This is a genomic window from Streptomyces lasalocidi (assembly GCF_005280215.1).
Lineage (GTDB): Bacteria > Actinomycetota > Actinomycetes > Streptomycetales > Streptomycetaceae > Streptomyces > Streptomyces longwoodensis.
In genome coordinates, this window is the sequence record NZ_SZNQ01000001.1 from 5,345,164 (window position 1) to 5,370,288 (window position 25,125).

Consider the following 25,125-nt stretch of genomic DNA (forward strand, 5'->3'; position numbering starts at 1 on the left):
GCACACCCGCCGAACGGCACGAAAGGCAGGTGAAGGCCGGCGCAGCGTGAACTGCGGGCCACCGGAAGACCTCCGGTGGCCCGCGGTCCCGCGGCGGGCCGAGAGCTGTGCTCACTTACCTCATCAGGCGGTTGTTCGCCGCCGCAGTGATGCTGGTGGTCATCATCACGGTGGTCTTCTGCATCTTCTTCCTCGTCCCGAAGTGGGCGGGCGTCGACATCGCCTCGAGCTTCGTGGGCAAGCAGGCCGACCCCGCAGCAGTCGAAGGGGTGCGGCAGAAGCTGGGTCTGGGCGACCCGATCTACGTCCAGGTCTGGGAGTTCTTCAAGGGCATCTTCGTCGGCCGGACCTACACCGGCGGCGGGGACACCATCCACTGTGCGGCTCCCTGCTTCGGCTACTCCTTCCGCAGCGAGCAGGCCATCTGGCCGGTGCTCACCGACCGCTTCCCGGTGACCCTGGGTCTGGCGCTCGGTGCGGCCGTCCTGTGGCTGATCCTCGGTGTCTCGGCGGGTGTGCTCTCCGCCCTCAAGCGCGGCAGCCTCTGGGACCGCGGCGCCATGGTCGTCGCCCTCGCCGGTGTCTCCCTGCCCATCTACTTCACGGGCATGCTCAGCCTGGCGATCTTCGTGTTCGGCCTCAACTGGTTCTCCGGGACCTACGTGCCGTTCACCGACAACCCGGGCAAGTGGTTCACCGGGATGATCCTCCCCTGGGTCACCCTGGCGTTCCTCTACGCCGCCATGTACGCCCGGATCACCCGGGCCACCATGATGGAGATCCTCGGCGAGGACTACATCCGGACCGCGCGCGCCAAGGGCCTGCGTGAGCCGGTGGTCATCCGCAAGCACGCCATGCGCTCCACGATGACCCCCATCCTCACCATGCTCGGCATGGACCTCGGCGCCCTCATCGGCGGCGCGATCCTGACCGAGTCGACCTTCAACCTCCCCGGTCTCGGCCGGGAGGTGCTCCTCGCGATCAGGAACCAGGACCTGCCCGTCATCGTGGGCGTCACCCTGATCACCTCCCTCGCGGTGCTCTTCGCCAACCTCGTGGTGGACATCCTTTACGCCGTGATCGACCCCCGAGTGAGGCTCACATGACCGACCTGAGCAAGACCGGAGCGGCCCTGGGGGAGCCCGTCAGCGGCGCCGCCCCCTCCGCCTTCCTGGAAGTGCGCGACCTGAAGGTGCACTTCCCGACCGACGACGGCCTGGTCAAGTCCGTCGACGGGCTGAGCTTCCAGCTGGAGAAGGGCAAGACCCTCGGCATCGTGGGCGAGTCCGGCTCCGGCAAGTCGGTGACCTCGCTCGGCATCATGGGCCTGCACACCGCCGGCCAGTACGGCAAGCGCAAGGCCCAGATCTCCGGCGAGATCTGGCTCAACGGCACCGAGCTGCTCACCGCCGACCCCGACCACGTGCGCAAGCTGCGCGGCCGGGAGATGGCGATGATCTTCCAGGACCCGCTGTCGGCGCTGCACCCGTACTACACGATCGGCCAGCAGATCGTGGAGGCGTACCGGATCCACCACGACGTCGACAAGAAGACCGCGCGCCGCCGCGCGGTCGAGATGCTCGACCGGGTGGGCATCCCGCAGCCGGACAAGCGGGTGGACAACTACCCGCACGAGTTCTCCGGCGGTATGCGCCAGCGCGCGATGATCGCGATGTCGCTGGTCAACAACCCCGAACTGCTGATCGCGGACGAGCCGACGACCGCCCTGGACGTGACCGTCCAGGCGCAGATCCTCGACCTCATCCGGGACCTGCAGAAGGAGTTCGGCTCCGCGGTCATCGTCATCACCCACGACCTGGGCGTCGTCGCCGAACTGGCCGACGACATCCTGGTGATGTACGGCGGCCGCTGCGTGGAGCGCGGACCGGCGGACAAGGTGTTCTACGAGCCCCGCCACCCCTACACCTGGGGCCTGCTCGGCTCGATGCCGCGGCTCGACCGCGAGCAGCAGGAACGCCTGATCCCGGTCAAGGGCTCCCCGCCCTCCCTCATCAACGTCCCGTCCGGCTGCGCCTTCAACCCGCGCTGCCCGTACGCGGACATTCCGAAGGACGACGTCACCCGCACGGTCCGCCCCGAGCTGGCCGAGGTCGGCAGCCGGCACTGGGCCGCCTGCCACCTGAGCACGGAGCAGCGGGAGCGTATCTGGACCGAAGAGATTGCGCCGAAGCTGTGAGTGACGTGAAACGCGACGACGAAGCGGCGACGATTCCCGCGCAGAACACGGGCGGCGGCCGCGCCGACGGCGAGGTGCTGCTGAAGGTCACCGGCCTGCAGAAGCACTTCCCGATCAAGAAGGGCCTGCTCCAGCGGCAGGTCGGCGCGGTCCACGCGGTCGACGGCATCGACTTCGAGGTGCGCGCGGGCGAGACCCTGGGCGTCGTGGGCGAGTCGGGCTGCGGCAAGTCGACGATGGGCCGGCTGATCACCCGGTTGCTCGAACCGACGGCCGGCAAGGTCGAGTTCGAGGGCAAGGACATCACGCACCTCGGGGTGGCGGGCATGCGTCCGCTGCGCCGCGACGTGCAGATGATCTTCCAGGACCCGTACTCGTCGCTGAACCCGCGCCACACGATCGGCACGATCGTCGGTGCGCCCTTCAAGCTCCAGGGCGTCGAGCCCGAGGGCGGCATCAAGAAGGAAGTGCAGCGGCTGCTGTCGGTGGTCGGCCTCAACCCCGAGCACTACAACCGCTACCCGCACGAGTTCTCCGGCGGTCAGCGCCAGCGCATCGGCATCGCCCGCGCGCTCGCGCTGAACCCGAAGCTGGTCGTGGCCGACGAGCCGGTCTCCGCGCTCGACGTGTCGATCCAGGCGCAGGTCGTCAACCTGCTGGACGACCTCCAGCAGGAACTGGGCCTGACGTACGTGATCATCGCGCACGACCTGTCGGTCGTCCGGCACGTCTCGGACCGGATCGCGGTGATGTACCTCGGCAAGATCGTGGAGCTGGCCGACCGCGACCTGCTCTACAAGACGCCGATGCATCCGTACACCAAGGCGCTGATGTCCGCGGTGCCGATCCCGGACCCGCGGCGCAAGGCGGAGAAGAGCGAGCGCATCCTGCTCAAGGGTGACGTGCCCTCGCCGATCGCCCCGCCGAGCGGCTGCCGCTTCCACACCCGGTGCTGGAAGGCCACGGAGATCTGCCGCACGACCGAGCCGCCGCTCCTGGAGCTGCGCCCCGGTCAGCGGGTCGCCTGCCACCACCCGGAGAACTTCGAGGACCAGCAGCCGCAGGACACGGTGCTGCTGACCGCCGCGAAGGAGGCGAGCGAGCTGGTGCCGGACGAGGTGCTGGCGGAGTCGGCGGAGACGTCGGCCGCGGTGGCGGCGGAGGTCGCCCCCGAGAAGCCGTCCGCGCCGACCGGGGCAGCGTCGACCGAGGCCGCCGCGCCGGCCGAGGCCGCGCCGGCCGTGGACACCGCGGCGGAGCCGGCCGCCGACGCCGAGCCGGTCGCGAAGGCGGACCCCGCCGCCGTGACCGCGCCCGCCGCCGAGCCGGACCCGGCGGTCGAGGCGGAGGCTCCGGCCACGCCGGACGCCCCCGCCGCGCCGGAGGCTCCCGCCAAGGAGAAGTAGGCAGCGAAAAGCCAGCAGTACCCGGCCCCCGCCTTGCAATGTAAGGCGGGGGCTTCGGGTTGGGTGAGAATGGAAGGGTGGTCTACCAACTCTTCAGCCCGTCCGTCCAGCACACCCTCGACCTGGTCGGCATCTTCGTGTTCGCCATCTCGGGTGCGCTGCTCGCGGTCCGCAAGAACTTCGACGTCTTCGGCATCGCCGTGCTCGCCGAGGTCACCGCGCTGGGCGGCGGGCTGTTCCGGGACCTGGTGATCGGCGCCGTGCCCCCGGCCGCCTTCACGGACCTGGGCTACTTCCTCACCCCGCTGCTCGCCGCGCTCCTGGTGTTCTTCCTGCACCCGGAGGTCGAGCGCATCCAGGCCGGGGTGAACGTCTTCGACGCGGCCGGCCTCGGCCTGTTCTGCGTCGCGGGCACGACCAAGGCGTACGACCACGGCCTGGGCCTGACCGCCTCGGCGGCGCTGGGCCTCGCCACCGCCGTCGGCGGGGGCGTGCTGCGCGACGTGCTGGCCAACGAGGTGCCCTCGCTGCTGCGCTGGGACCGCGACCTGTACGCCGTGCCGGCCATCGTCGGCGCGACCATGGTGGCGCTGTGCCTGCGCTACGGCGTCCTCACCCCGCTCGCCAGCGGGCTGGCCGCGGTCACCGCCTTCGTGCTGCGCCTTCTCGCGATGCGGTACCACTGGCGAGCGCCGCGTGCCTGGCACCGCCGTTCGACGGTGCGTGAGGAGCAGCCCCCTTCGGCTCCCGCCCCGGGTGTCCCTGACCGAGCTGGGCGGTGAGCCAGGTGAAGGCGGGCACCACCTGCGGCCGCCACAGCGCCATGGTGTGGCCGCCCGCGCTCCGCGGCAGGAAGACCACGTGCACGCTGGTCGGCGCCTTGGCCTCCTTCAGCAGCGCCACGCCGGCCTCGTAGCCGTCGCCCGGCTGGCCGGAGACGTACAGGGCGACCGGGGGCGGGGTGGCGGCCCGGCGCAGCAGCACGTACGGGTTGTTCTGCGCGCGCAGGGCGCGGCTCTGCGCGGCCAGCGAGGTGCGCTCGGCGATCGGGTCGTTGTAGCCGGACAGGCTCACCGCGGCCCGGTAGCGGTCGGGGTGGGCCACGGCCAGCTTGGCGGCGCAGTGCGCGCCGGCCGAGTAGCCGGCCACCGCCCAGCCCTGGGGCGCCGACTGGGCCCGGAAGTTGTCCACGACCATCCGCGGCACGTCCAGGCTGAGCCAGGAGTCGGCGTTGACCGTGCCCGGGATGTTGGCGCAGCCGGTGTCCACGCCGGGCAGCAGGGTGGTGCGCGGGGCGACCAGGATGAACGGGGCGACTTTGCCCTCGCGCATCAGGGGCAGCAGCTGCTCGTGCACCTTCAGCGTGCCGAACCAGGACTTCGCGGAGCCCGGGTAGCCGGGCAGGAGCTCCACCACCGGGAAGCGGTGCGTGCGGTAGGCGGGCTGGTCGTACTGCGGGGGCAGCCAGACGTAGACCTCGGCGTTCACCCCGGAGACCCGCCCCTCGAGCTGGGTGACCCGTACCCCGCCGGCCGCGTGCATGCCGGGCCCCTGGGCGGGCGAGAACTCCTGCCGGACCCGGGGGAGCCTGCTGAGTTCGACGCCGCCGGTGCCGTCCGGGCCCAGGTCGGCGGCCTGCCGCACATGGCTGCCGGTGCCGAGCAGGTCGTCCCAGGTGTCGTACAGGTTGTTGGCGTTGTTGACCAGCACGAAGACCAGGGCGACCGCGGTGCCCTGGGCGAACAGCAGCATCAGCACCCGGGCCGCGGCGCGCAGCGCCTTCGGGCCGCGCAGCCGTGACCACAGGCCCAGCGGCAGGGCGACCGCGACGACGGACAGCACGATCAGGGTGTAGAGGAACGGAGTCCCGGTGAGGCTCATGCCCTAAGAGAGGGCACGGAGCGTTCACGGGTTTACGGACGAGTACGGACACTTACCGAGAAATTGCCGGACCTTCACCCGGTGGGGGGTGTCCCGGGCGGGGAACGCCCGTCGGCTCCCGAGAAAAGCTACCGCTTAGTATTACCCTGTTGTACGGTTCACCCATGTCAGAAGCAGTCACCGCTCCCGCCGCCGTCGGCGACAGCGAGTTCGACCGCGACACCGCGGTCACCGAGCGCGCACCCGGCCTCCACGACATCGACCTCTCCGAGGGCTGGACCATCTTCGGCGCGGTCAACGGCGGCTATCTGCTCGCCGTCCTCGGCCGGGCCCTCGCGGACACCCTGCCGCACGGCGACCCCTTCAGCCTCACCGCGCACTACCTCAGCGCCTCCCGCCCCGGGCCGGCCGTGGTGCGCACCGAGACCGTGCGCGCCGGCCGCACCCTCTCCACCGGCCAGGCGTCCCTCCTCCAGTACGACGAGGAGGGCCGGGAGGTCGAGCGGATCCGCGTCCTCGCCTCCTACGGCGACCTCGACGCCCTGCCCGACGACGTCCGCACCTCGGCGAAGCCGCCCGCGATCCCGCCGCCGGGCCAGTGCTTCGGCCCCGAGGGCAGCCCCGTCCCGCAGGGCGACCAGCAGCCCATCGCCGACCGGCTGATGCTCAAGCTGGACCCGGCGACGGTCGGCTGGGCGCTCGGGCAGCCGTCCGGCAAGGGCGAGATGCGGGCCTGGTTCGGCCTGGCCGACGGCCGCGACCACGACCCGTTCTCCCTGCTCCTCGCGGTGGACGCGCTGCCGCCCACCGCCTTCGACCTCGGCATCTCCGGCTGGGTGCCGACCATCGAGCTCACCGTCCACGTCCGCGCCCGGCCGGCCCCCGGCCCGGTGCGCGTGGCGATCACCACGCGCAACCTCGCGGGCGGCTTCCTGGAGGAGGACGCGGAGGTCTGGGACAGCCAGGACCGCCTGGTCGCCCAGTCCCGCCAGCTGGCCCGCGTCCTGCGCGGCTGACCTCCTGTCCGGCGCTTCCCGCGGGAGCGGGAGGCGCCGGGGCGCGACTCGGCCGGGGCGCGGCTCAGGCGCCTGCGGCCAGGGGTGCCCGGCCGAGCCAGGCCGCCAGCCGGGCGTAGGCGTCGGCGTCCTCGGCCACGTCCCGGGCCGCGGCGAACGGCGTGTTCTCGTCGCGCTCCGGGTCGGGCAGCGCCCGGTGCGCGGCGAACAGCGCGAACTCGGCCAGGTCACCGTCCAGTTCGACCGGCCGGCCCAGCGCCTCGTTCAGGTCCCAGGTGTGGGCGACGAGCTCCATCACGTACCCGGAGAGCCCCGCGTGGCCGGGCACCTCGCCCCACGGCACCCGCACCGGGGCGGTCAGCCGCTCGTCGGGCTCCCACGCCGCGAGCACGCGCGTGCGGGCCTCGGCGTACGCCCGCGGCCAGGCGTCGTCGGTGACGCCGTCCACGAACGGCCGGACGGCGAGTCCGTCGCCGCCCTCGCCGATGACCGCGATACGCAGGGTGCCGCCCACGGTGTGGGAGAGCAGCGTCCGCACGTCGAACTCCGCGCAGGGCGTGGGCCCGGTCAGGTGCTCGGGCCGTACCGCCGCGATCACGGCGGCCGCCTGCGCGGTGGCGCGGGCGTAGACGGGACGCGGGTCGACGGCGGGCGCGGTGTGCCGGGCCTCGGTGAGGTGGGTGTTCATGGGGTGCTTCTCCTGCCGTTCGGTGACTCGGTACGCAGGTGATCCTCACGGCATAACCTGACAGTTGCCGTCATGATTTGCGGCGGACTTCCGGGCGGCGCGATGCTGGGCGGGTGAAGTCCGACCGCCTGCTGTCGATCCTGCTGCTCCTGCAGACCCGTGGCCGCGTGCCCGCGCCCGAACTCGCCGAACGGCTCGAGGTGTCGGTGCGCACCATCTACCGCGACGTCGAGGCCCTGTCGGCGTCGGGCGTCCCGGTCTACGCCGAGCGCGGCCGGCACGGCGGCATCGAACTGCTCCCCGGGTTCCGCACGGACGTCACCGGACTGACCGCCGACGAGTCGCGCGCCCTGTTCATCCTGGCCGCCGAGGGCGCGCACGCCGCCCTCGGCCTGGACGCGGCCCTCGGCTCCGCCCTGCGCAAGGTCATGGCCGCACTGCCCGCGCCCCACCGCCCGGCCGCCGAGGTCACCAGCCGGCGGATCCTGGTCGACGCCACCCGCTGGAAGGGCGGCCCGCAGCCCGCCGCCGACCTGGACACCCTCCAGGACGCGGTCTTCGCCGACCGCAGGCTGCGCCTGCGCTACCGCCACAGCGGCGCCCGCGAGCCGCGCACCTACACGGTCGACCCCTACGGCCTCGTCGCCAAGGCCGGGGTCTGGTACCTGGTCGCCGACCGGCGCGGCACCCCACAGCTCTTCCGCGCCGACCGGGTGCGCTCGGCGACGGTCCTGGACGACCCGGTGCGCCGGCGGCCCGGCGTCGAACTCGCCGACGCCTGGGAGGTGGTGCGCCGCCAGGTCGAGGAGCGGCCGGACGCGCTCGCCGTGACCGCACGGGTGCGGCGCCCCCGCCTCGACATGTTCCTGCGGATGAACGCCGCGCACCTGACCGGACCGCCCGCCGAGGACGACGGCGCGAGCGAGTGGGTGACCGTCCGGCTGGCCTTCCCCTTCGTCCTGGCCGTCCGCCAGCTCCTCGCGTTCTCCGACCAGGTGGAGGTCCTCGACCCGCCCGAGGCCCGCGCGGAACTGCGCGCGGCCGCCGCCTCCGTCACGCAGCTGTACGGGGCCGCCGACCGCGGGTCCGGGTGACACCCGGGGCCGGGACCAGGGCGCCGGGGCGGGGGCCGACGGGCGCGACACGGCCGGGAACCGCCCCCGGCACGGGCTCAGTCGAGCCAGTGCCGGCGCCCCTTGCTGATCAGCCGCATCTGCCGGGTGGCCAGCCGGGTGATCCGCTCGCGTTCGCCCTCGGGGCCGTCCAGCGCCTCCAGGAAGAGCGAGGCGGTGGCGAGCATCTGGTCGACGTAGAGGTGGGAGAGCATCAGCAGGTCGTCCTCGCTCCAGCCGCGCGCCTCGGGGTCCTTGGCCAGCTCGGCCCGCACCTCCTCGGCGAACCGGCCGAGTTGGCCGCGTATCGCCTCCCGCACCGACTGGACCCCGCCATGTCGCTCGCGGGCGATGAAGCGGACGTGGGCGGGGTACGCGTCCACGTGACGGGCGATCAACTCCACAGCGCGGTGGATGCGTTCGTCGCTCGAGTCGGCCGTGGTCACCGTCGACCGCACCATCCGGTGCAGGCTGCCGAGGGCTTCGTCGACCAGGGCCACGCCGAGGTCGGCGGTGGAGCGGAAGTGCCGGTAGAAGGCGGTCGGGGCGACCCCGACGGCCCGGGTGACCTCGCGCAGGCCGAGGCTGCTCAGGCTCTGCTCCTCCAGCAGGGCCAGCGCGGCGTCCAGGAGCGCCTGCCGGGTCTTCTGCTTCTGGACCTGCCGGATGCCCACGGTGTGACTCATGTCATCCAGTTAACAACTGTTCTCCGTAATTGGAAAGTCTTCGATCGCGCTAGACTGGGAACTCAGTGAACAACTGTACCTACAACTGTTCACCGAGATGTCACGGAGACGGAATCGACCCGTCTCGAAGGGGGGATTGGATCCCATGCTGTTCCTCGTCGCCGCACTCCTGCTGCTCGGCGTGGTCCTGGGCACCGTGGCCCACGCGCCGTTCGGCTTCACCCTCGTCGCCGCCGCCGTCATCGCGGCCTGGCTCGTCGTCTTCGCCGTCCGTGAGCGCCACGGCCGCCGCAGTGCCGGCCACCGCTGAAGGAGCTGATCAGTCATGCACCTCACCGCACCCGCCGCCCGTCGCACCGGCCTGCGCGACACCGACGGCATGGCCGTGGCGTCGTTCGTCCTCGGCCTCGTCGGCTTCCTGGTCCTCAACGTCTTCCTCGGGCCGACCGCGATCATCCTGGCCTCCATCGCCCTGATCCGCGGTACACAGCGCAAGGGCCGCGCCTACCTGGGCCTCGCCCTCGGCGTCCTGGACCTGGTCGTCCTCGTCGCCTTCATGCACGTCGACTCGACGGTCTCCTGGAGCTTCTAGGCGGACACCCCCGGGGCCGGCCGTCCCGAGCAGCCCGGCCCGGCCCGCGGCGAGGGCGCCGCGTGTCCACGGACCGACCGCACACCGGGGCTCGTTCGACGGGCGCCGTACAATCGGCGGCACCATGGCATACCTCGACCACGCCGCGACGACCCCGATGCTCCCGGAGGCGGCAGAGGCGCTGACCGCCGCGCTGAGCGTCACCGGCAACGCGTCCTCCCTCCACGCATCCGGGCGCCGCGCCCGCCGCACGGTCGAGGAGTCCCGCGAAGTCCTCGCGGCCGCGCTCGGCGCCCGCCCCAGCGAGGTCGTGTTCACCTCCGGCGGCACCGAGGCCGACAACCTCGCCGTGAAGGGCCTCTACTGGGCCCGTCGCGACGCCGACCCGGCCCGCACCCGGGTCCTGGCCAGCCCCGTCGAGCACCACGCCGTCCTGGACGCCGTCCACTGGCTCGGCGAGCACGAGGGCGCCACCGTCGAGTACCTCCCCGTCGACCGCCACGGCCGCGTCCACCCCGAGGTCCTGCGCGAGGCGATCGCCCGCAACCCCGGCGATGTGGCCCTGGCCACCGTGATGTGGGCCAACAACGAGATCGGCACGCTCCTGCCGGTCGCCGAACTGGCCGAGGTGGCCCGGGAGTTCGACGTCCCGCTGCACGCCGACGCGGTGCAGGCCTTCGGTCAGGTCCCCGTCGACTTCGCCGCCTCCGGCCTCGCCGCGATGACCGTCTCCGGCCACAAGATCGGCGGGCCGTACGGCATCGGCGCGCTGCTGCTGGGCCGGGAGTACACGCCCGTGCCCGTCCTGCACGGCGGCGGCCAGGAGCGCCACGTCCGCTCCGGCACCCTGGACGTCCCGGCCATCGCCTCCTTCGCCGTCGCCGGCCGGCTCGCGGCCGAGCAGCGCGAATGGTTCGCCCGCGAGATCGGCGCCCTGCGCGACCAGCTCGTCGACGTCGTCCGTGAGGCCGTGCCCGACGCGATCCTCGGCGGCGACCCCGCCCCGGAGGGCCGGCTCCCGGCCAACGCCCACTTCTCCTTCCCCGGCTGCGAGGGCGACTCCCTGTTGCTCCTGCTGGACGCCCAGGGCATCGAGTGCTCCACCGGGTCCGCCTGCACCGCGGGCGTCGCCCAGCCCAGCCACGTCCTGCTGGCCACCGGCACCGACCCCGACCTGGCCCGCGGCACCCTGCGCTTCTCCCTCGGCCACACCTCCACCGAGGCCGACGTCGAGGCCGTCGCCAAGGCGATCGGCCCCGCGGTGGAACGCGCGCGGGCGGCGGGGCTGACGTAGGGACCGAGCCGCGGAAGGCTCAGAGAGCTGTCAGGGCGGCCCGGGGCGCCCTCACGCGCGCGTGACGGCTGCGTGTGCCGAGCGCACCAGGCGTATGTACCGGTCCCAGTCCCAGTGCGGGCCGGGGTCCGTGTGGTCCGCGCCGGGCACCTCGACGTGGCCGATGATGTGCTCGCGGTCCACGGGGATGCCGTAGCGCGCGCAGATCCCGGCCGTCAGCCGGGCCGAGGAGGCGTACATCGCGTCCGTGAAGGACGACGCCCGGTCCACGAAGCCCTCGTGCTCTATGCCGACGCTCCGCTCGTTGTACTCCCGGTTCCCGGCGTGGAACGCCACGTCCAGCTCGCGGATCATCTGCGTCACCTTGCCGTCGCGGCCCACGATGTAGTGCGCCGCCGCCCGGTGGCCCGGGTCCTGGAACACCTTCACCGCGCTGGCGAAGCTGCCCTGCGTGACGTGGACTACCACCCGGTCGATCGCGTAGTCGTCGGGCCGGTCCGCCCAGCGGAAGTTCGCCGGGGAGGCGGCCACCCAGCGCGCGCCCCGGAAGTCGACCGCCCCCGCGACCCGGGGCTTCTCCACGCCCGGCATCCGCCACCACAGCCGCCCCAGCTCGTCGCGCGCCAGCGCCGCCGTGCCGACGAGGGCCGCCGCGCCGCCGATCAGCAGGGCCCGCCGCCCGATCCGCCGGTCGGCGTCCTTCCCGGCACCCGTGCCCGCGCCCTGTCGGCTGCCCTTCCCGGCGCCAGCCCCCGTGCTCTTCTTCGCGCCCGTCGCCGTGCCCTTCCGCGTCGCCCCCATGCCCCGTCCCGTCCCGTCCCGCCCTTCCGCGCCCCTGTACGGATGAACGCTCACCCGGGCACCCCGGTTCCCGCCGCCCCGTACCCTGGAAGGGTTATGACTGAGACCCCGCAGCGTCCCCTCCGCGTCCTCGCCGCCATGTCCGGCGGGGTCGACTCCGCCGTCGCCGCCGCCCGTGCCGCCGAAGCCGGGCACGACGTGACCGGCGTCCACCTCGCGCTCTCCGCGAACCCCCAGTCGTTCCGCACGGGCGCGCGGGGCTGTTGCACCATCGAGGACTCCCGCGACGCCCGCCGCGCCGCCGACGTCATCGGCATCCCGTTCTACGTCTGGGACCTCGCCGACCGCTTCCGCGAGGACGTGGTCGAGGACTTCGTCGCCGAGTACGAGGCCGGCCGCACCCCCAACCCCTGCCTGCGCTGCAACGAGAAGATCAAGTTCGCGGCGCTGCTGGACAAGGCCCTCGCCCTCGGCTTCGACGCGGTGTGCACCGGTCACTACGCCAAGGTCGTCGTGACCGAGGACGGCTCCCGTGAGCTGCACCGCGCCTCCGACATGGCCAAGGACCAGTCGTACGTGCTCGGCGTGCTCGACGAGCGCCAGCTCGCGCACGCGCTGTTCCCGCTCGGCGACACGGTCACCACCAAGGACGAGATCCGCGCGGAGGCCGAGCGGCGCGGCCTGGCCGTCGCCAAGAAGCCCGACTCGCACGACATCTGCTTCATCGCCGACGGCGACACCCAGGGCTTCCTCGCCCGGCGCCTCGGCCGGGCCGAGGGCGACATCGTCGACGAGTCCGGCGCCCGGCTCGGCACCCACGAGGGCGCGTACGGCTTCACCATCGGCCAGCGCAAGGGGCTCAGGATCGGCACCCCGGCCCCCGACGGCAAGCCCCGCTACGTGCTGGACATCTCCCCGGTGGACAACACCGTCACGGTGGGCCCCGCCGAGGCCCTCGACGTCACGGCGCTCACCGCGATCAGGCCCCGCTGGTGCGGCGCCGCCCCCACCGGCCCCGCCGCCTACACCGCGCAGCTGCGCGCCCACGGCGGCGAGACCGAGGTGCGGGCCGAGCCCGTCGACGGCGAACTGCGGGTGACCTTCACCGAGCCGGTCCGCGGCGTGGCCCCCGGCCAGGCGATCGTCCTGTACGACGGCACGCGCGTGGTGGGCTCGGCGACCATCGCGTCGACCGTGCGGGCGACCGCGGGCGTCGCCTGAGCCACGCCCGCGCCACCGGCGCCCGGGGCGCTCAGGCCGCCAGGAACTCCGTCAGGACCGGTGCCACCGCGTCCGGGTCCACCACGTGGGTCTGGTCTTCAAGGATGCGGGAGGAGCCCTGCGGCAGCGCCTCGGCCACCGCGTGCGCGGCGCGCTGCATCCAGTCGGGGCTCGCGCCGCCCGCCAGGGCCAGCACCGGCACCCCGACCGGGGCCAGCAGCTCGCGCGGCACCAGTCCGCCGCCCATGACGGCGTCGTCGTGGGCGAGGCTCGGGGCGACCGACTCCAGGGCCGCCCACATCGGCGCCTGGCGGGCGCCCCGGATCATGTCGTCCGCCATGCCGGTCAGCCGCAGGAACAGCTCCACCGCGTCGCCGCGCCGGCCCTGCTCCAGTGCCTCGGTCAGGTCCCGGGTGTACGCGGCCCGTTCCTCGGCGCCGGCGGGGGAGAAGTCCGCGTAGGGCACCTCGTAGACCACCGCGCGGCGCACCGGCAGCCCCTCGGCCAGGGCCCGCAGCACCAGCGCGCCCCCGGAGGACACGCCGAACAGCGACGCCTCGCCGCCCACCGTCTCCACCAGGGCCGCCAGGTCCTCGACCTCGCGCAGCACGTCGTAGGGCGCGGTGTCACCGCTGTCGCCGCGGCCCCGGCGGTCGTAGACCACCGTCTCGAAGCGCTCGGCGAGCGCGGCGGCCAGCGGCGCGAGGGTGCCCCCGGTGGACAGTGCGCCGCTGACCAGGATCACCGAGTGACCCCGGCCGGCGCGTTCGTAGGCGATACGGGTCCCGTCGCGGGAAAGGAGGTTGTCGTCCATGCCCGTGCAGACTGCCGCAGGGCACGGAACTCATCGCGCTACGACACGTCCTCGACGACCTCGGTGTCGTAGAAGCACAGGTGCGCCTTGATCGCGGCGACCTCCGGCTTCGGGTCGGGATACGCCCACACGCGGTCCGTGTCATCCGTGCCCTCCGCGCTGCCCGGCAGCGACCAGTACGACGCCGTGCCCTTGAACGGGCAGTGCGTGTGGGTGTCGGACGGTGTCAGCAGCTCCGTGCGGACGTCCTCGGCGGGGAGGTAGTAGCGGACGGGACAGCCCGTCTCGCGCAGCACCAGCGGCCGGTCGCTCTCCGCCAGCACCTGTCCGTCGCGCACCACGCGCACGCGTACGTCGCCCTGCTCGATGGTGATCCTGTGTCCAGTGGCCATGTACGGACAGCGCCCGCGGGGCCGCGAATCTTCCCGCGTACCGTGGACGCCATGCGAATCTGCGTCTTCCTCTCCGCCGCCGACCTCGACGACCGCTACACCGGCCCCGCGCGCGAGTTCGCCGAACTCCTCGGCCGGGGCGGCCACACGCTCGTCTGGGGCGGGTCCGACGTCGGGCTGATGAAGGTGGTCGCGGACGGCGTGCAGCAGGCGGGCGGGCGGCTGTGCGGGGTCTCGGTGGAGTTCCTGTCCGCCCGGGTCCGCCCGGGCGTCGACGACATGGTGGTCGCCAAGGACCTCGCCGAGCGCAAGCGGCTGCTGCTGGAGAAGGCGGACGCCGTGGTGATCATGGTGGGCGGCACGGGCACCCTCGACGAGGCCACCGAGATCCTGGAGCTGAAGAAGCACGGGCACACCGACAAGCCGGTCGTGCTGCTCAACACCGCCGGGTTCTACGACGGGCTCAAGGAGCAGTTCCGGCGCATGGACGAGGAGGGCTTCCTGCCGCGTCCCCTGACCGAGCTGGTGTTCTTCGCGGAGGAGCCGGTGGGGGCGCTCGCCTACCTGGAGGAGAGCCAGGGCGTCGTCTGAGCCGGGCGGGGGAGGGTGCGAGCATGGCGGCATGGCTACACATGTGATCACCGGGGCCGGCTCCGGCATCGGCGCGGCCGTCGCCCGCCGCCTGCACGCGCGCGGGGACGACCTCGTGCTGCACGCCCGCGACGCGGGACGCGCGAAGGAGCTGGCCGCACAGTTCCCCGGCGCGCGCACCCTGGTCGGTGACCTCGCCGACCCCGACCGGCTGAGCTGGGCTTTCTCCCACCAGGCGCTGCCCGACCGGGTCGACTCGCTGCTGCACGTCGCGGGCGTGGTCGACCTCGGCCCGGTCGGCGAGCTGACCCCGAAGTCCTGGCGCCACCAGCTGAACGTCAACCTGGTCGCGCCCGCCGAGCTCACCCGCCACTTCCTGCCCCAGCTGCGGGCGAGCCGCGGCCACGTGCTCTTCGTGAACTCCGGGGCGGGCCTGCGGGCGAGCGCCGACTGGTCGGCGTACGCGGCCTCCAAGCACGGGCTGAAGGCCCTCGCGGACTCCCTGCGCCAGGAGGAGCACGACCACGGCGTCCGGGTCACCTCCGTCTACCCCGGACGCACGGCCAGCCCCATGCAGGCCAAGGTCCACCAGCAGGAGGGCAAGCCCTACGACGCGTCCGCGTGGATCGACCCCGAGTCGGTCGCCACCACGGTGCTGATGGCGCTGGACCTGCCCCGGGACGCCGAGGTCAACGACCTGACGGTCCGCCCGGGCGCCTGACCGCCGCCCCGCCGCCCCCGGCCCGGGACCGGCCGGGGGACCGGCCGGCCCGGGTTACGTAGGCTGCCGGGGTGAGCAACGACACTGAGTTCCGCTTCGGGCCCGCCACCGGCGTCGGCTCCCTGCCCGGCGGCGACGCCCGGGAGGCCGCCAAGAGCGTCACCGGGTCCTTCGAGGACTTCCCGCACCTCGCCGAACTGCCCGCCCGCGGCCCCGGCGCCGACATGATCGGCCGCACCGCCGGACTGCTCGTCGAGCTGTACGCACGCGTGGAGCCCAGCGGGTGGCGGATCGGTGACCGGCCGGGACGCGACACCCGGCGGGCCAGGTCCTGGCTGGTGGAGGACCTGGACGCGCTGGAGGAGTTCACCCAGGGCTACGAGGGCGCGCTGAAGGTGCAGGCCGTCGGGCCCTGGACGCTCGCCGCGAACCTGGAGCTGAGGAACGGCGAGGCCGCGCTCTCCGACCCCGGGGCCTGCCGCGACCTCGCCGGCTCCCTCGCCGAGGGCCTGCGCACCCACCTGGCCGAGGTGGCCCGCCGCGTCCCCGGCGCCCGGCTCGTGCTCCAGCTCGACGAGCCGTCCCTCACCGCCGTGCTGCGCGGACAGGTCCGCAGCGCGAGCGGCTACCGCACCCACCGCGCCGTCGACCGGCAGGTCGTCGAGGCCACCCTGCGGGAGGTCGTCGGGGTGCACGCGGCCGGGCCCGTGGTGGTGCACTCCTGCGCGCCGGACGTGCCGTTCGCCCTGCTGCGCCGGGCCGGTGCGGCCGGGGTGTCGTTCGACGCCTCCCTGCTCACCGAGCGTGACGACGACGTGATCGGTGAGGCCGTCGAGTCCGGCACCGCGCTGTTCGCCGGTGTCGTACCCGCCGTGGACGGTCCATTGTCAGACCCTGCCGGTAGCGTCATGGGTGTCAGGACGCTGTGGCGCAGGCTGGGGCTGCGGCCGGAGCTTCTCGCGCAGGTCGTCACGGTCACTCCGGCGTGCGGCCTCGCGGGCGCTTCGCCCGCGTACGCCCGCCGGGCCCTCGCCCACTGCGTCCGGGCGGCGAGATCCCTCGCGGACAACCCAGAGTAACGGGAGGACAACACGGTGGCCGGCGACAAGCAAGCGGAGACGACGGTGCCCGCCGAGGCGCGGGAGCGGCACGCCCAGCTCGCTGAGCAGATCGAGGAGCACCGCTTCCGTTACTACGTGAAGGACGCTCCCGTCATCAGCGACGCCGAGTTCGACCGCCTGCTGCGGTCCCTGGAGGCGCTGGAGGAGGAGTACCCCGAGCTGCGCACGCCCGACTCGCCCACCCAGAAGGTGTCGGGCGCGTACGCGACGGAGTTCACCGCCGTCCAGCACCGCGAGCGCATGCTCTCGCTGGACAACGCCTTCGACGACCTGGAGCTCGCCGCCTGGGCCGAGCGCGTCCACAAGGACGTCGGCACCTCCGCGTACCACTTCCTGTGCGAGCTGAAGGTCGACGGCCTCGCGGTCAACCTCACCTACGAGAACGGCCGGCTCACGCGCGCGGCGACCCGTGGCGACGGCCGCACCGGCGAGGACATCACGCCCAACGTGCGCACCATCGCCGAGATCCCCGACCGCCTCCACGGCGACGGCGTCCCCACGCTCGTCGAGATCCGCGGCGAGGTCTACTTCCCGATGGAGAAGTTCGAGGAGCTCAACGCCCGGCTGGTCGAGGCGGGCGACAAGCCCTTCGCCAACCCCCGCAACGCGGCGGCCGGTTCGCTGCGCCAGAAGGACCCGCGGGTCACCGCCACCCGCCCGCTGCACATGGTGGTGCACGGCATCGGCGCCCTGGAGGGCTACGAGGGCATGACCCGCCTGTCCGAGGCGTACGACCTGCTGGGGGAGTGGGGCCTGCCCACCTCCCGCCACAACCGGGTGGTCGACGACCTCGACGCCGTACGGGAGTTCATCGCGTACTACGGCGAGAACCGCCACTCCGTGGAGCACGAGATCGACGGCGTCGTCGTCAAGCTCGACGAGATCCGCCTCCAGGGCCGCCTCGGCTCCACGGCCCGCGCCCCGCGCTGGGCCATCGCGTACAAGTACGCGCCGGAAGAGGTCAACACCAAGCTCGTCAACATCCGCGTCGGCGTGGGACGCACGGGCCGCATCACGCCGTACGCGCAGGTGGAGCCGGTCACGGTGGCCGGCTCGGAGGTCGAGTTCGCCACCCTGCACAACCAGGACGTCGTCAAGGCCAAGGGCGTGCTGATCGGCGACACCGTGGTGCTGCGCAAGGCCGGTGACGTCATCCCGGAGATCCTCGGCCCCGTCGTGGACCTGCGCGACGGCAGCGAGCGCGCGTTCGTGATGCCCTCCGAGTGCCCCGAGTGCGGGACGCCGCTGCGGCCGATGAAGGAGGCGGACGTCGACCTGCGCTGCCCCAACGCGCGTGGCTGCCCCGCCCAGTTGCGCGAGCGCCTGTTCTACCTCGGCGGCCGCAAGGCGCTCGACATCGAGCACTTCGGCTACGTCGCCGCCGCCGCGCTCACCGCGCCCCTGGAGCCCGCCGAGCCGCCGCTGAAGGACGAGGGCGACCTGTTCGACCTCACCGCGGAGCAGCTGCTGCCCATCAAGGCGTACGTCCTCGACCAGGACAGCGGGCTGCCCAAGCGCGACCCGAAGACCGGCGAGGAGAAGATCGTCACGGTCTTCGCCAACCAGCAGGGCGAGCTCAAGAAGAACGCGCTCTCCATGCTGGACAACATCGCGGCGGCCAAGGAGCGCCCGCTCGCCCGGGTGCTCACCGGCCTGTCGATCCGTCACGTCGGACCGGTCGCCGCCGAGGCGCTGGCCCGCGAGTTCCGCTCGATGGACCGCATCCAGCAGGCGAGCGAGGAGGAGCTGGCGGGCACCGAGGGCGTGGGCCCCACCATCGCCGCCTCGCTCAAGGAGTGGTTCGCCGAGGAGTGGCACCAGGAGATCCTGCGCAAGTGGAAGGCCGCCGGAGTGCGCCTCGAGGACGAGGCCACCGCCGAGGACGAGGGGCCCCGTCCCCTGGAAGGGCTCACGCTCGTCGTCACCGGCACGTTGGAGCACTTCACCCGCGACGGGGCCAAGGAGGCCCTGCAGAGCCGCGGCGCGAAGGTGACCGGTTCGGTGTCCAAGAAGACCTCGTTCGTCGTGGTGGGTGACAGCCCCGGATCGAAGTACGACAAGGCGATGCAGCTCAAGGTGCCCGTGCTGGACGAGGACGGCTTCGTCGTCCTGCTGGAGCAGGGGCCCGAGGCGGCGGCCGGGGTGGCGCTCTCGACCGAGGAATAGCGGTTGAAGGCCACCCGATCAGCGCATATCAGATGTATACGGGTGGCCCGGGCGCATTCGGGCAACCGTCGGCGACCGCTGCCCGTGGAAGCCTTCCGCGGCCTACTGTTGAGAGGTGCGCCTGCCGGGCCCCATTGCGGTCGGGGCATCCCCGCGCTCGCGAAGCGCAGGGGAAAGGGTTCTCCCACGCGGCGCCGTGGATGGTTCGTCGGGCATCGGGCCGCGGGGCGTGGGCACCGCCGGCCGTGAGAGGGACGGGAATGGAACCGACCGAGAGCGCCGCGACGCACGCGCGGCTGCCCTGGCTCCGGACGGCCGGCGCCCGGTGGGCGGACCGGTGGTCGGCCCGGCCGGGCCGGCGTCCCGGCGGCCCCGGGCACACCGCCGGGCGGCCCGCGACCGGCGCCGCGTGGGCCGCCCCGGCCGCGGCGTCCAGGTCGTCCGCCAGGGCGGCGTCCACCGCCACGGACGCCCGCACCCGCGCCCTGCTGCCCGTCCTCCCGGTCTCCCTCGGACTGCCCGGCGCCGACACCGAACGCCACCCGTCCTGGCCGGCGCTGCCCGCCGCCGTGGTCGCGGCGGCCGGCTTCGCCCTCGGCGCCGGTTTCTACCGCGCCTTCACCGGCGACCACGCGCTGTTCCCGTCCGGGACGACCGGCTGGTCGCTGGCCCTGCTCAGCGGTGTCATCGTCGGCCACCTGGTGATGCTCGGCCGGGCCCGCTGGTGGGGCGGCACCGGCTCCGGCGCCGCCCTCACCCTGGCCGTGCTGCTGCTGTACGGCTGGGTGCCCGCCGGCATGGTCAGCCTCACCGTCGTCGTCCTGGTCGGCGTGGCCCGGCGCCACCGGTGGCGGCAGGGTGTTCTGCAGGGCGCGGTGGACATCCTCGGCATCGGCGCCGGCGCCCTGCTGCTGGCCGCCTGCGGACGCGTGCCGTCCGTCGAGGACCCCTGGGACCCCGGCACCTGGACCCTCTACACGGCCCCGCAGGTGATCCTGGTGGCCGTCGCCTACCTCGCCGTCACGCGCGTGCTGCTGTGGTACCTGAACGCGCCGCGCGGGGGACTGCCCACCGTCGCCCGCACCGCCCTGGTCCGGCAGGGCCTGGTCGCCGTCGCCCTGCTCGGCATCGCCCCGCTGGTGTGCGTCGTGGCCGTCGCCAAGCCGATCCTGCTGCCGCTGTTCGCCATCCCGCTGATCGCCCTCGACTCCACGCTGTGGATCGCCCGGGCCCGCGCCGAGGAGCAACTGCGCGACCCGCTGACCGGGCTGCCCAACCGGCAGTGGCTGCTGGAGCGCACCTGGACCGCCCTCGACGACGCCGAGCGCATCGGCGCCCGCGCCGCGCTCATGCTGATCGACCTGGACCGCTTCCGCTCGGTCAACGACACGCTGGGCCACCTCGCCGGCGACCGGCTGCTGTTGCAGACGGCCGACCGGCTGCGGGTGGCGCTGCCGCGCGGCGCGGAGGTCGCCCGGCTCGGCGGGGACGAGTTCGCCGTCTTACTGCCCGTCGCGGACTCCACGACGTCCGCGACCCGCGTCGCGCGCGCCCTGGTGTCCGCGCTCAGCTCCCCGCTCGACCTCGACGGTCTCACCCTCGTGCTGGAGGCCAGTGCCGGGGTCGCCGTGTTCCCGGACCACGCGCTCGACGCGGAGGGCCTGCTGCGCCGGGCGGACGTGGCGATGTACCAGGCGAAGCGGGACCGTACGGGCGTGGAGGTGTACGAGTCGAAGCGGGACTCGAACACCCCTGACCGGCTGGGGCTGCTGGGCGACCTGCGCCGGGCCCTGGACGCCCACGAGGTGCAGCTGCACTACCAGCCGAAGGTGCGCTTCGACGGCCAGGTGGCCGGTCTGGAGGCGCTGGTGCGGTGGGTCCACCCGGAGCGCGGGAAGGTGCCCCCGGACGAGTTCAAGGCGATCGCCGAGTCCTCCGGGCTGATGCCCCACCTGACGGAGTACGTGCTGGAGACCGCGCTCGGGCAGGTGGCCCGGTGGCGGGAGCAGCAGCTGTTCGTGCCGGTCGCGGTGAACGTCTCGCCGCGGGACGTGCACACGCCGGGGTTCGCGGGCTCGGTGGCAGCGCGGCTGGCCCGGCACGGGGTGCCGGCGGGCTCGCTCCAGCTGGAGATCACCGAGCACGTGCTGCTGGAGGACCCGCAGCGGGCCGCGGACACGCTGAACGCGCTGACCGGGCACGGCGTGAAGATGTCCCTGGACGACTTCGGCACCGGGTACTCCTCGCTGGTGCACCTGCGGCGGCTGCCGGTGAGCGAGCTGAAGATCGACCGGTCGTTCGTGGCGCGGCTGGCCGTGGACGCCCAGGACGCCGAGATCGTGCGGTGCACGGTCGACCTGGCCCACTCGCTGGGCCTGCTCGTCGTCGCGGAGGGCGTCGAGGACGACGAGACGTGGGAGCGGCTGCGCGACCTGGGCTGTGACGCGGTGCAGGGCTGGCTGGTCGCCGCGGCGATGCCGCCCGAGGAGATGACCGCCTGGCTGCTGGCCCGCGGCTCGCGCGGCTGGCAACGCCCCCGGGCGGCCCTGCCGGCCGCCGAGTAGCACCCCGGGGGACCCTCCTCGGACGCCGCTCAAGCCCCTGCCGAGGGCGCCTCGGACGCCCCTCGAACCCCCACCCACAGCGCCCCGGACGCCCCTCGGACCCCCTCTCCGGGCGCCCCCTCAGACCCTCCCCGCCGTGAAGTGGCCGATCAGCAGGTCGAGTCGGCGGGCGTGGTCCGCCTCCGGCAGGCGGGCGCTGCGCATGAGGGTGATCAGGCCGTGCAGGCTCGCCCAGAACGTCTCCGTGAGCAGGGAGACGTCGTCGCCGTCGGCGGCGATGGGCTCCACGGCCCGCACCAGCTCCCCGAACGCCTCCTGGAGTGGCGCCGGCGCCTCGGGCGTCGCGAACGGCAGGTCCACCGCGTGCGTGAACATCGCGTCGTACAGCGCGGGCCGCCGCCGGCCGAACGCCGTGTAAGCCTCGCCGACCGCCGCCAGCCGCGCCCGCGGTCCCGAGGCGGCCTCCCGCGCGGCGCGCAGCTCGAGCGCGAGCTCGGCGCAGCCCTCCACCGCGACCGCCGCCATGATCGCGTCCTTGCCCTTGAAGTGGCTGTAGAGGACCGGCTGGCTGTACTCGATCTCGGCCGCCAGACGCCGTGTGGTCACCGCGTCCCAGCCCTCGGCCTCGGCCAGTTCGCGTGCGGCCTTGACGATCAGCCGCTCCCGCTCCGCTCGTTCGCGCTCCCGGCGCGTCTGGATCGACATGCTCCCGATTCTAGCAGCGCTAGCCAACCTGTCGGCGCTCGTGCTAGCTTCGCTACGACAGCTAGCGCCGCTAGCAAAACTCATCAGGGGGCTCCCATGACCGTCACCGCGTACACCCTGGCCGTCCTGCTCGACCTGTTCTGCCTGTTCCTGGGCTACCGCTTCTGGTTCCGGCCGGCCCCCGCCGCCGCGGGCTACGGCGTGCCGGCCGACGCGCACGGCGACGCGGGGGCCTACCTGTCCGTCAAGGGGCTGCGCGACGGCACCCTCGGGCTGGTGGGCCTGGCGCTGCTGGCCTTCGTCGGGCTCCGCGCGGAGGCCTGGTTCATGGTCTGCGTGGCGCTGGTCCCGCTCGTCGACACGGTGATCGTCCTGCGCCACGGCGGGCAGAAGGCCGTCGCGTTCGGGATCCACTTCGCCACCGCGGTCGTTGTACTGGTCAGCGCGGCCCTGCTGTTCGCCGTCTGACCGCGTCCACCACGGGCCGCCGGGCCCGCACGCCCACCGGGGGAGCCGACGATGTCGCTGTTCGTACCGAAGTTCGACGAGACCGTCCTGGTCCGTGACGCCGAGGCCGAGGTGGTCGGGGGCGACCCCGTCGCCGTACGGCTGCTGGCCGACAGCAGTGCCACCGGTGGCGCGCTGTCCACCGTGCGCGTGACCCTCGCGGAGGGCGCCGACGGCGCCAAGCCGCACGTGCACCACCACTCCGCCGAGATGTTCTACGTCCTCGACGGCACCGCCGAGGTCCTGTCCGGCGACGACGTGGTCACCGCCGGGCGCGGCGACCTGATCGTCGTCCCGCCGGACCGCCCCCACGCCTTCGCCGCCGCGCCCGGCGCCCCGCTGGACCTGCTCATCGTGATCACGCCGGGCGTGGAGCGCTTCGCGTACTTCCGCCACCTGCAGCGCATCCGCCTGGGCGAGGTCACCCCGGAGAGCCTGCTGGAGGTCCAGGAGCTGTACGACAACCACTTCCTGAGCAGCCCCGCCTGGGACACCCGGCACTGAGCCCGGGAAACCGTTCAACGGCGACCCGGGGGAAACCGTTTAACGGCGACCGCTCCCCGCCCCCTAGGATTGGCCCCACACCACACACACTCACCCCAGAGGAACGCTGCATGCCTGGCATCACGCGCGAGGAGGTCGCCCACCTCGCCCGGCTGGCGCGTCTGGAGCTGAAGCCCGAAGAGCTCGACCACTTCGCGGGACAGCTGGACGACATCATCGGCGCGGTCGCCCGCGTCAGTGAGGTCGCCGACCAAGACGTACCGCCGACCTCGCACCCGCTCCCGCTGACGAACGTCATGCGCGCGGACGAGGTCCGTCCGTCGCTCACCCCCGAGCAGGCGCTGTCCGGCGCCCCGGCCCAGGAGCAGCAGCGTTTCAAGGTGCCGCAGATCCTGGGGGAGGAGTAACCCGCCATGACGGACATCACCAAGCTCACCGCCGCCGAGACCGCCGAGCGGATCGCCTCCGGCGCGCTCACGGCCGTCGAGGTCACCGAGGCCCACCTGGCCCGGATCGAGGCCGTCGACGAGAAGGTGCACGCCTTCCTGCACGTGGACCGCGAGGGCGCGCTGGCCCAGGCCCGCGCCGTCGACGCCAAGCGCGAGCGCGGGGAGGAGCTCGGCCCGCTGGCCGGCGTCCCCCTCGCCCTGAAGGACATCTTCACCACCGAGGGCATCCCGACGACCGTCGGCTCCAAGATCCTCGAGGGCTGGATCCCGCCGTACGACGCGACCCTCACCCGGCGGTTGAAGGCCGCCGACGTGGTCATCCTCGGCAAGACCAACATGGACGAGTTCGCCATGGGGTCCTCGACGGAGAACAGCGCCTACGGCCCGACCGGCAACCCCTGGGACCTCACCCGGATCCCCGGCGGCTCCGGCGGCGGCTCCTCGGCCGCGCTGGCCGCGTACATGGCGCCGCTGGCCATCGGCACCGACACCGGCGGCTCCATCCGCCAGCCGGCCGCCGTCACCGGCACGGTCGGCGTGAAGCCGACGTACGGCGCGGTGTCCCGCTACGGCATGGTGGCCTTCTCGTCCTCCCTCGACCAGGGCGGCCCCTGCGCCCGCACGGTCCTGGACGCGGCCCTGCTGCACGAGGTCATCGCCGGGCACGACCCGCTCGACTCCACCTCCATCGACGCCCCGGTCCCGGCGGTCGTCGAGGCCGCCCGCAACGGCAGCGTCCAGGGCATGCGCGTGGGCGTCGTCAAGCAGTTCCGCGGCGAGGGCTACCAGGCCGGTGTCATCCAGCGCTTCGACGAGTCGGTGGCGCTGCTGAAGGAACTGGGCGCCGAGATCGTCGAGCTGGACTGCCCGTCCTTCGACCTCGCGCTGTCGGCGTACTACCTGATCGCGCCCTCGGAGTGCTCCTCCAACCTCGCCCGCTTCGACGGCCTGCGCTACGGCCGGCGCAGCGGCGACGACGGCACCCGCTCCGCCGAGGACGTCACCGCCCTCACCCGCGCGGAGGGCTTCGGCCCGGAGGTCAAGCGCCGCATCATGCTGGGCACGTACGCGCTGTCGAGCGGCTACTACGACGCGTACTACGGCTCGGCGCAGAAGGTCCGCACGCTCATCACCCGGGACTTCGAGAAGGCCTTCGAGCAGGTCGACGTGATCGTCTCCCCGACGACCCCGACCACCGCCTTCCCGATCGGCGAGCGCGCCGACGACCCGATGGCGATGTACCTCGCGGACCTGTGCACCATCCCGACCAACCTGGCGGGCAACGCGGCCATGTCGCTGCCGTGCGGCCTCGCCCCGGAGGACGGCCTCCCGGTGGGCCTGCAGATCATCGCCCCGGCGCTGCAGGACGACCGGCTGTACAAGGTGGGCGCCGCCGTCGAGGCCGCCTTCGTGGAAAAGTGGGGACACCCGCTGCTGGAGGAGGCACCGTCGCTGTGAGCGCACTGACCAAGGCCAAGGGCTTCAAGAAGTCGAAGTCCGGCACGTACCTGTCCATGGCCGCGACCGCGTTCGGCGCGGTCGGCGCCGCGAAGCAGATCAAGAAGGCCCGCGCCGAGAGCGACACGCTGCGGCTCGTCGACGCGGTCGTCACCGCCGCCGGCATCGTCACCGGCCTCGCCCTGCTGTACCGCGAGCTGAAGCGGCTGGGCGACGACGACGTCCTGCTGGGCTGAGAG

Annotated in this window: 26 protein-coding genes and 1 pseudogene; 20 read left to right on the top strand and 7 right to left on the bottom strand. The window is 73.1% G+C overall.

Annotation, left to right across the window (positions count from 1 at the left end; all coding sequences use genetic code 11):
• Positions 1 to 107 precede the first annotated feature (107 nt).
• The 4 genes from E4U91_RS24190 (at position 108) to E4U91_RS24205 (ending at position 4,385) form a co-directional block, all read left to right on the top strand.
• Entirely contained in the window at positions 108 to 1,106 is a 999-nt protein-coding gene (locus tag E4U91_RS24190; protein ID WP_067238793.1) for an ABC transporter permease, read from the top strand.
• On the top strand, positions 1,103 to 2,197 hold the full coding sequence (locus E4U91_RS24195; protein ID WP_067238795.1) for an ABC transporter ATP-binding protein: 1,095 nt from the start codon (positions 1,103 to 1,105) through the stop codon (positions 2,195 to 2,197). Before E4U91_RS24190 ends, E4U91_RS24195 begins: the two co-directional genes overlap by 4 nt.
• A 5-nt stretch (positions 2,198 to 2,202) precedes the next feature.
• Positions 2,203 to 3,603, top strand: coding sequence for an ABC transporter ATP-binding protein (locus E4U91_RS24200; RefSeq protein ID WP_402077124.1), 1,401 nt, complete (start codon positions 2,203 to 2,205; stop codon positions 3,601 to 3,603).
• Positions 3,604 to 3,680: 77 nt separating this feature from the next.
• Positions 3,681 to 4,385 carry a trimeric intracellular cation channel family protein gene (locus E4U91_RS24205; RefSeq protein WP_137308783.1) on the top strand — a complete coding sequence of 235 codons (705 nt, stop codon included), beginning with the start codon at positions 3,681 to 3,683 and terminating at the stop codon, positions 4,383 to 4,385.
• Between the two features lie 295 nt (positions 4,386 to 4,680).
• Here the strand turns inward: E4U91_RS24205 and E4U91_RS39785 are convergent.
• A pseudogene (locus tag E4U91_RS39785) lies at positions 4,681 to 5,484 on the bottom strand (alpha/beta hydrolase); the annotation flags it as partial.
• Between the two features lie 164 nt (positions 5,485 to 5,648).
• Here E4U91_RS39785 and E4U91_RS24215 point away from each other — a divergent pair.
• The gene (locus tag E4U91_RS24215) at positions 5,649 to 6,500 is read left to right on the top strand and encodes a thioesterase family protein (RefSeq protein WP_137308785.1); all 852 of its coding nucleotides are present in this window, start codon (positions 5,649 to 5,651) and stop codon (positions 6,498 to 6,500) included.
• 64 nt (positions 6,501 to 6,564) lie between these two features.
• On the opposite strand, the gene E4U91_RS24220 is transcribed toward E4U91_RS24215, so the two are convergent.
• The gene (locus E4U91_RS24220; RefSeq protein WP_137308786.1) at positions 6,565 to 7,188 is read right to left on the bottom strand and encodes a TIGR03086 family metal-binding protein; all 624 of its coding nucleotides are present in this window, start codon (positions 7,186 to 7,188) and stop codon (positions 6,565 to 6,567) included.
• Between the two features lie 113 nt (positions 7,189 to 7,301).
• Between E4U91_RS24220 and E4U91_RS24225 the strand changes: the two genes are divergently transcribed.
• The gene (locus tag E4U91_RS24225) at positions 7,302 to 8,282 is read left to right on the top strand and encodes a helix-turn-helix transcriptional regulator (protein WP_137308787.1); all 981 of its coding nucleotides are present in this window, start codon (positions 7,302 to 7,304) and stop codon (positions 8,280 to 8,282) included.
• 77 nt (positions 8,283 to 8,359) lie between these two features.
• Here E4U91_RS24225 and E4U91_RS24230 read toward each other — a convergent pair whose 3' ends face one another.
• Positions 8,360 to 8,986, bottom strand: a complete 627-nt coding sequence (locus E4U91_RS24230; protein ID WP_137308788.1) for a TetR family transcriptional regulator — start codon at positions 8,984 to 8,986, stop codon at positions 8,360 to 8,362.
• A gap of 145 nt (positions 8,987 to 9,131) precedes the next feature.
• Here E4U91_RS24230 and E4U91_RS38155 point away from each other — a divergent pair, with 145 nt between their 5' ends.
• From E4U91_RS38155 to E4U91_RS24240, 3 genes are all read left to right on the top strand, one after another.
• Positions 9,132 to 9,296 (top strand): hypothetical protein, encoded by a 165-nt coding sequence (locus E4U91_RS38155; protein ID WP_168218151.1) that lies wholly within the window; start codon positions 9,132 to 9,134, stop codon positions 9,294 to 9,296.
• A gap of 15 nt (positions 9,297 to 9,311) precedes the next feature.
• Positions 9,312 to 9,578, top strand: a complete 267-nt coding sequence (locus tag E4U91_RS24235) for a DUF4190 domain-containing protein (RefSeq protein WP_137308789.1) — start codon at positions 9,312 to 9,314, stop codon at positions 9,576 to 9,578.
• Positions 9,579 to 9,702: 124 nt separating this feature from the next.
• Entirely contained in the window at positions 9,703 to 10,872 is a 1,170-nt protein-coding gene (locus E4U91_RS24240; protein ID WP_137308790.1) for a cysteine desulfurase family protein, read from the top strand.
• Between the two features lie 51 nt (positions 10,873 to 10,923).
• Here the strand turns inward: E4U91_RS24240 and E4U91_RS24245 are convergent, their stop codons facing one another.
• Positions 10,924 to 11,673, bottom strand: coding sequence for an N-acetylmuramoyl-L-alanine amidase (locus E4U91_RS24245; protein WP_137308791.1), 750 nt, complete (start codon positions 11,671 to 11,673; stop codon positions 10,924 to 10,926).
• A gap of 96 nt (positions 11,674 to 11,769) precedes the next feature.
• Here E4U91_RS24245 and mnmA point away from each other — a divergent pair, with 96 nt between their 5' ends.
• Positions 11,770 to 12,894 (top strand): tRNA 2-thiouridine(34) synthase MnmA, encoded by a 1,125-nt coding sequence (gene mnmA / locus E4U91_RS24250; RefSeq protein ID WP_137308792.1) that lies wholly within the window; start codon positions 11,770 to 11,772, stop codon positions 12,892 to 12,894.
• A 31-nt stretch (positions 12,895 to 12,925) separates the two neighbouring features.
• Here mnmA and E4U91_RS24255 read toward each other — a convergent pair whose 3' ends face one another.
• Together E4U91_RS24255 and E4U91_RS24260 are read right to left on the bottom strand one after the other, a co-directional pair.
• Complete coding sequence (locus tag E4U91_RS24255; protein ID WP_137308793.1) at positions 12,926 to 13,708, bottom strand: alpha/beta fold hydrolase; 783 nt, start codon at positions 13,706 to 13,708, stop codon at positions 12,926 to 12,928.
• Between the two features lie 38 nt (positions 13,709 to 13,746).
• Positions 13,747 to 14,100, bottom strand: coding sequence for a DUF427 domain-containing protein (locus tag E4U91_RS24260; protein ID WP_137308794.1), 354 nt, complete (start codon positions 14,098 to 14,100; stop codon positions 13,747 to 13,749).
• A gap of 51 nt (positions 14,101 to 14,151) precedes the next feature.
• On the opposite strand from E4U91_RS24260, the gene E4U91_RS24265 reads away from it, so the two are divergent.
• The 5 genes from E4U91_RS24265 to E4U91_RS24285 all read left to right on the top strand — a co-directional run bounded on the left by E4U91_RS24265 (position 14,152) and on the right by E4U91_RS24285 (position 21,263).
• On the top strand, positions 14,152 to 14,691 hold the full coding sequence (locus E4U91_RS24265) for an LOG family protein (RefSeq protein WP_168218152.1): 540 nt from the start codon (positions 14,152 to 14,154) through the stop codon (positions 14,689 to 14,691).
• Positions 14,692 to 14,722: 31 nt separating this feature from the next.
• Complete coding sequence (locus E4U91_RS24270) at positions 14,723 to 15,412, top strand: SDR family oxidoreductase (RefSeq protein WP_137308796.1); 690 nt, start codon at positions 14,723 to 14,725, stop codon at positions 15,410 to 15,412.
• A 71-nt stretch (positions 15,413 to 15,483) separates the two neighbouring features.
• Positions 15,484 to 16,491, top strand: coding sequence for a methionine synthase (locus tag E4U91_RS24275; RefSeq protein WP_137308797.1), 1,008 nt, complete (start codon positions 15,484 to 15,486; stop codon positions 16,489 to 16,491).
• 15 nt (positions 16,492 to 16,506) lie between these two features.
• Positions 16,507 to 18,699 carry an NAD-dependent DNA ligase LigA gene (gene ligA, locus E4U91_RS24280; protein ID WP_137308798.1) on the top strand — a complete coding sequence of 731 codons (2,193 nt, stop codon included), beginning with the start codon at positions 16,507 to 16,509 and terminating at the stop codon, positions 18,697 to 18,699.
• Positions 18,700 to 18,959: 260 nt separating this feature from the next.
• Positions 18,960 to 21,263 (top strand): putative bifunctional diguanylate cyclase/phosphodiesterase, encoded by a 2,304-nt coding sequence (locus E4U91_RS24285; protein ID WP_137308799.1) that lies wholly within the window; start codon positions 18,960 to 18,962, stop codon positions 21,261 to 21,263.
• Between the two features lie 120 nt (positions 21,264 to 21,383).
• Here E4U91_RS24285 and E4U91_RS24290 read toward each other — a convergent pair whose 3' ends face one another.
• A complete protein-coding gene (locus E4U91_RS24290; RefSeq protein WP_137308800.1) occupies positions 21,384 to 21,968 on the bottom strand; it encodes a TetR/AcrR family transcriptional regulator in 585 nt (194 codons plus the stop codon).
• A 96-nt stretch (positions 21,969 to 22,064) separates the two neighbouring features.
• Here E4U91_RS24290 and E4U91_RS24295 point away from each other — a divergent pair, with 96 nt between their 5' ends.
• From E4U91_RS24295 to E4U91_RS24315, 5 genes are all read left to right on the top strand, one after another.
• A complete protein-coding gene (locus E4U91_RS24295) occupies positions 22,065 to 22,436 on the top strand; it encodes a DUF4267 domain-containing protein (protein ID WP_137308801.1) in 372 nt (123 codons plus the stop codon).
• Positions 22,437 to 22,487: 51 nt separating this feature from the next.
• Positions 22,488 to 22,979: a cupin domain-containing protein gene (locus E4U91_RS24300; RefSeq protein WP_137308802.1), complete on the top strand. Its 492-nt coding sequence runs from the start codon at positions 22,488 to 22,490 to the stop codon at positions 22,977 to 22,979.
• 110 nt (positions 22,980 to 23,089) lie between these two features.
• Positions 23,090 to 23,386 carry an Asp-tRNA(Asn)/Glu-tRNA(Gln) amidotransferase subunit GatC gene (gatC, locus tag E4U91_RS24305; RefSeq protein WP_006130840.1) on the top strand — a complete coding sequence of 99 codons (297 nt, stop codon included), beginning with the start codon at positions 23,090 to 23,092 and terminating at the stop codon, positions 23,384 to 23,386.
• Between the two features lie 6 nt (positions 23,387 to 23,392).
• Positions 23,393 to 24,886, top strand: coding sequence for an Asp-tRNA(Asn)/Glu-tRNA(Gln) amidotransferase subunit GatA (gene gatA / locus E4U91_RS24310; RefSeq protein WP_137308803.1), 1,494 nt, complete (start codon positions 23,393 to 23,395; stop codon positions 24,884 to 24,886).
• Positions 24,883 to 25,122: a hypothetical protein gene (locus tag E4U91_RS24315; RefSeq protein WP_067238850.1), complete on the top strand. Its 240-nt coding sequence runs from the start codon at positions 24,883 to 24,885 to the stop codon at positions 25,120 to 25,122. Before gatA ends, E4U91_RS24315 begins: the two co-directional genes overlap by 4 nt.
• The last annotated feature ends 3 nt before the right edge of the window (positions 25,123 to 25,125 follow it).

What these genes read in the sequence shown, in the direction of transcription:
- E4U91_RS24215 (WP_137308785.1), top strand. Translation starts at nt 5,649, where the DNA reads ATGTCAGAAGCAGTCACCGCTCCCGCCGCCGTCGGCGACAGCGAGTTC.
- E4U91_RS24270 (WP_137308796.1), top strand. Translation starts at nt 14,723, where the DNA reads ATGGCTACACATGTGATCACCGGGGCCGGCTCCGGCATCGGCGCGGCC.
- E4U91_RS24260 (WP_137308794.1), bottom strand. Translation starts at nt 14,100, where the DNA reads ATGGCCACTGGACACAGGATCACCATCGAGCAGGGCGACGTACGCGTG.
- gatA (WP_137308803.1), top strand. Translation starts at nt 23,393, where the DNA reads ATGACGGACATCACCAAGCTCACCGCCGCCGAGACCGCCGAGCGGATC.
- E4U91_RS24265 (WP_168218152.1), top strand. Translation starts at nt 14,152, where the DNA reads ATGCGAATCTGCGTCTTCCTCTCCGCCGCCGACCTCGACGACCGCTAC.
- E4U91_RS24245 (WP_137308791.1), bottom strand. Translation starts at nt 11,673, where the DNA reads ATGGGGGCGACGCGGAAGGGCACGGCGACGGGCGCGAAGAAGAGCACG.
- E4U91_RS24220 (WP_137308786.1), bottom strand. Translation starts at nt 7,188, where the DNA reads ATGAACACCCACCTCACCGAGGCCCGGCACACCGCGCCCGCCGTCGAC.
- E4U91_RS24285 (WP_137308799.1), top strand. Translation starts at nt 18,960, where the DNA reads ATGGAACCGACCGAGAGCGCCGCGACGCACGCGCGGCTGCCCTGGCTC.
- E4U91_RS24240 (WP_137308790.1), top strand. Translation starts at nt 9,703, where the DNA reads ATGGCATACCTCGACCACGCCGCGACGACCCCGATGCTCCCGGAGGCG.
- mnmA (WP_137308792.1), top strand. Translation starts at nt 11,770, where the DNA reads ATGACTGAGACCCCGCAGCGTCCCCTCCGCGTCCTCGCCGCCATGTCC.
- E4U91_RS24300 (WP_137308802.1), top strand. Translation starts at nt 22,488, where the DNA reads ATGTCGCTGTTCGTACCGAAGTTCGACGAGACCGTCCTGGTCCGTGAC.
- E4U91_RS24255 (WP_137308793.1), bottom strand. Translation starts at nt 13,708, where the DNA reads ATGGACGACAACCTCCTTTCCCGCGACGGGACCCGTATCGCCTACGAA.
- E4U91_RS24290 (WP_137308800.1), bottom strand. Translation starts at nt 21,968, where the DNA reads ATGTCGATCCAGACGCGCCGGGAGCGCGAACGAGCGGAGCGGGAGCGG.
- E4U91_RS24195 (WP_067238795.1), top strand. Translation starts at nt 1,103, where the DNA reads ATGACCGACCTGAGCAAGACCGGAGCGGCCCTGGGGGAGCCCGTCAGC.
- E4U91_RS38155 (WP_168218151.1), top strand. Translation starts at nt 9,132, where the DNA reads ATGCTGTTCCTCGTCGCCGCACTCCTGCTGCTCGGCGTGGTCCTGGGC.
- E4U91_RS24235 (WP_137308789.1), top strand. Translation starts at nt 9,312, where the DNA reads ATGCACCTCACCGCACCCGCCGCCCGTCGCACCGGCCTGCGCGACACC.
- E4U91_RS24230 (WP_137308788.1), bottom strand. Translation starts at nt 8,986, where the DNA reads ATGAGTCACACCGTGGGCATCCGGCAGGTCCAGAAGCAGAAGACCCGG.
- gatC (WP_006130840.1), top strand. Translation starts at nt 23,090, where the DNA reads ATGCCTGGCATCACGCGCGAGGAGGTCGCCCACCTCGCCCGGCTGGCG.
- E4U91_RS24295 (WP_137308801.1), top strand. Translation starts at nt 22,065, where the DNA reads ATGACCGTCACCGCGTACACCCTGGCCGTCCTGCTCGACCTGTTCTGC.